Origin of the sequence: Microbacterium sp., assembly GCF_049661145.1 — a bacterium.
Taxonomy (GTDB): domain Bacteria; phylum Actinomycetota; class Actinomycetes; order Actinomycetales; family Microbacteriaceae; genus Microbacterium.
The window spans coordinates 1-3,874 of the sequence record NZ_JBASZT010000089.1; the positions used below are offsets into that span (position 1 = coordinate 1).

General features: G+C 69.1%; 2 protein-coding genes. Both read right to left on the reverse strand.

Annotation, left to right across the window (positions count from 1 at the left end; translation table 11 throughout):
- Positions 1 to 271 precede the first annotated feature (271 nt).
- Positions 272 to 895 (reverse strand): dTMP kinase, encoded by a 624-nt coding sequence (gene tmk / locus WBP48_RS04010; RefSeq protein WP_424436434.1) that lies wholly within the window; start codon positions 893 to 895, stop codon positions 272 to 274.
- Between the two features lie 9 nt (positions 896 to 904).
- The gene (topA, locus tag WBP48_RS04015; RefSeq protein ID WP_424436437.1) at positions 905 to 3,553 is read right to left on the reverse strand and encodes a type I DNA topoisomerase; all 2,649 of its coding nucleotides are present in this window, start codon (positions 3,551 to 3,553) and stop codon (positions 905 to 907) included.
- Positions 3,554 to 3,874 lie beyond the last annotated feature (321 nt).

Sequence of the window (3,874 nt, forward strand, 5' to 3'; positions counted from 1 at the left end):
GTCGGGGGTCATGCCGACCAGCCTACGTCGTGCCGCCGACGCTCCCTCTCCCGCCACCCCCTCCGCCCCCTCCCCCAGCCGGGCCCCTCCGCCCAGCGGGCCCGCTCCGCCGAGCCGCTATGTTCCGCCCGAACCGCCATGATCCGACGCGGCGAAACGTAGCGGCTCGGTCGAAACGTAGCGGCTCGCGGGAGGGGAGGGAAGGAGGGAAAGGAGGGAGGGAAGGGAGGGAGGGAGGGAAGGAAGGGGGTGAGGGAAGATACGGGTGCGCTCAGGCCAGCAGGGGCGCGAGGCGGGCGCGGATAGCGGCGGCGAGCTCGGCGGCGGGCAGGGTCGCGTCGAGCACCAGAAAGCGATGGGGATCGGATGCCGCGAGCTCCAGGAACGCGGCGCGGACCCGCTCGTGGAACTCGCTCTGCTCCGCTTCGAGGCGGTCGAAGGGCTTGTCGGCGGCGTTCAGCCGGCTGCGCGCGGCTGCAGGGTCGAGGTCGAGCAGCACCGTCACGTCCGGCAGCGCGCCCTCGGCCGCCCACAGCGACAGATCGCGGATCTCGTCGGCATCCAGCACCCGACCTGCGCCCTGGTACGCGACGGACGAGTCGAGATAGCGATCCTGGACGACGATCTCGCCGCGCTCCAGCGCCGGGCGCACGAGCGTTGCGATGTGCTGCGCGCGGTCGGCGGCATACAGCAGCGCCTCGGCGCGCGGCGCGACCTCGCCCCGGTGGTGGAGCACGATGTCCCGGACGAGAACGCCCACCTCGGTGCCTCCGGGCTCGCGGGTGCGCACGACGGAGCAGCCCTGGTTCCGCAGCCATATCTCCAGCAGCGTCGCCTGCGTCGTCTTGCCCGAGCCGTCACCGCCCTCGAAGGTGACCCACAGCCCGCGCGTCATCTCTGCGCTTCAGTTCTTCTTGGCGGCGGGCTTGCGCGTCGTGGTCGAGCGCCTGGTCGCCCGCTTGGGGGCGGGCCCCTTGGCGCGCTTGTCGGCGAGCATCTGCACAGCGATCTCGAACGTGATGTCGTCCGCTGTCTGCCCCCGCGGGATCGTGACGTTGGTGGTGCCGTCGGTGACGTACGCACCGAATCGGCCGTCCTTGATCCGGATGGGCTTGCCGCTGACCGGGTCGGCCTCGAACTCCTTGAGCGCGGTCGCGGCACGATTCGCGTACTTCGGCTGCGCGTAGATCTCCAGCGCCTCCTCGAGCGCGATGTCGAAGATCTGCTGCTCGCTGCCGATCGAGCGCGAATCGGTGCCCTTCTTGAGATAGGGGCCGTACGGACCGTTCTGGGCCGTGATGGGCGTCCCCGACTCGGGATCGATGCCGACCGTGCGCGGCAGCGAGAACAGCTTCAGCGCGGTGTCGAGATCGATCGTTTCGGGCGACATGCTCTTGAACAGCGACGCCCGGCGAGGCTTGGGCGCCTCGACCTTCTTCACGCGCTTCTTGGGAGCGCCTTCGGCGGTCGGCTCGGGCTCCGGTGCCGACTCGGCAGGCAGCACCTCTTCGAGGTAGGGACCGAAGCGGCCGTCCTTGACGACGATGTCGCGCCCGTTCTCGGGATTCTGTCCCAGCACACGGTCGCCCGCGACGGGCGCCTCGATCAGCTCGCGAGCCTTGGCGGGCGTGAGCTCATCGGGCGCGAGGTCGCTCGGCACGTTGACGATGCGCGTCGCACCCTCGCCGGTCGGCACCTCCAGGTAGGGCCCGTAGCGGCCGAAGCGGAGAGTCGCGACGTCGCCGATGCGCGTCGAGTTGATCTCTCGTGCGTCGATCTCACCGAGGTTGTCGAGGATTCGGCGCAGCCCGACGTGGTTCTCGGAGCCGAAGTAGAACTCGTTGAGCCACGCGACGCGCTGCTGCTCGCCGCGGGCGATAGCGTCGAGGTCGTCTTCGAGCGCGGCAGTGAAGTCGTAGTCGACGAGGTCGGCGAAGTGCTCTTCGAGCAGCCGCACGACGCTGAAAGCGAGCCAGCTCGGCACGAGCGCCTGGCCACGCTTGGTGACGTACTCGCGGTTCAGGATGACGTCGATGATCGACGCGAACGTCGACGGGCGGCCGATGCCTTTCTCTTCGAGCGCCTTCACGAGCGAGGCCTCGGTGTAGCGCGGCTTCGGGCTCGTGGCGTGACCCTTGGGCTCGACGTCGCGCAGGGTCAGCACATCGCCGACCGCGAGCTGCGGCAGCGCCTGGTCCTCGGCTTTGTCGGCATCGCCGCGCTTCTCGTCGCGGCCCTCTTCATACGCCTCCAGGAATCCCTTGAACGTGTAGACGGTGCCGGATGCCGTGAACGACGCCGTCCTGCCCGCAGCGTCGGCGTCAAGGGTGACGGTCGTCGTCTCGTACTTGGCGTCGGACATCTGCGAGGCGATCGTCCGCTTCCAGATGAGGTCGTACAGGCGGGCCTCGTCGCGGTCGAGCGCCGAGGCGACCGACGACGGGGTACGGAACTGGTCACCCGACGGGCGGATCGCCTCGTGCGCCTCCTGCGCGTTCTTGCTGTTGTTGCGATAGCTGCGCGGGTTCGCCGGCACCGCCTTGTCGCCGTAGAGGGCGACCGCCTGCGTGCGCGCCGCAACGACGGCCTGTGTGGACAGAGCCGTCGAGTCGGTGCGCATATAGGTGATGTAGCCCTTCTCGTACAGACGCTGCGCGACGCCCATGGCGTGCTTCGCGCTCATCGAGAGCTTGCGACCGGCCTCCTGCTGGAGGGTCGAGGTCGTGAAGGGCGGCTTGGGGCTGCGGGTGCCGGGTTTGGCCTCGATCGCGGTGACCGTCGCCTCGCCGCGCTGCGCGACGGCATCCGCGAGTTCCCTCGCCTGCGTCTCGCCGAGGACGACGACGGCCTTCTTGAGCTGACCGGCGTCGTCGAAGTCGGTGCCGCGGGCGAGCGGTGCGCCGTCGAGGCGGGTGAGGCGCGTCGCGAAGGACGCGGCCGCGTTCCTCGATGGGGAGCGCGTCGCAGCGACGGCTTCGACGTCCCAATAGGATGCCGAGACGAACGCCATCCGCTCGCGCTCACGGTCTACGATCAGCCGGGTCGCGGCGGACTGCACACGGCCGGCCGACGTGCCCTGTCCGACCTTGCGGCGGGTGACGTCGGAGACGTCCCACCCGTAGAGCCGGTCGAGGATGCGGCGGGTCTCCTGAGCGTCCACGAGCGCGAGGTCGAGTTCACGAGTGTTGTCGACGGCGGCGCGGATCGCGTCCTTCGTGATCTCGTGGAAGACCATGCGCTTGACGGGCACCTTGGGCTTGAGTGCTTCGAGCAGGTGCCACGCGATCGCCTCGCCCTCGCGGTCTTCATCCGTGGCGAGCAGGAGCTCATCGGCGTTCCGGAGTGCGCGCTTGAGCTCGGCGACGGTCTTCTTGCCGCGCTCACTCTCCACATATAAAGGGGTGAACCCGTTCTCGATGTCGATCGAGTACTTTCCCACCGAGGTCTTCTTCAGCTCGGCGGGGATGTCCTTCTTGTCGGCGAGGTCACGGATGTGCCCGACCGAACTCAGGACCTCATACCCGTCCCCCAGATAGCCCTGGATCGAGCGCATCTTCGTCGGAGACTCGACGATGACGAGTTTCTTGCCCGCAGGACTCTTGACAGCTGCCACGTGGCGTCCTTTCTACGATGCACACCATACACACCGCCAGAGGGAGAGGACGCTGAGAGCCCACGGGAAGCACCTCCCGACACCCTCGCAGCGGTCACGGCGCCGGGCCGGCCCGTGCTCGCGCCTCGGCCGCGACGAGGCCCGCGCCGATCCGCACGCGGACGGTGGCTGTCAGCTCGTCCAGGTCACACTGGACGACGACGGCGCCCGAGGTGGCGGCGACATGCTCCGCTCGCTCGCACGGGACGCCGGTGACCGCCC

Coding starts and splice junctions, on each gene's coding strand:
- topA (WP_424436437.1), bottom strand. CDS start 3,553: ATGCGCTCGATCCAGGGCTATCTGGGGGACGGGTATGAGGTCCTGAGT.
- tmk (WP_424436434.1), bottom strand. CDS start 895: ATGACGCGCGGGCTGTGGGTCACCTTCGAGGGCGGTGACGGCTCGGGC.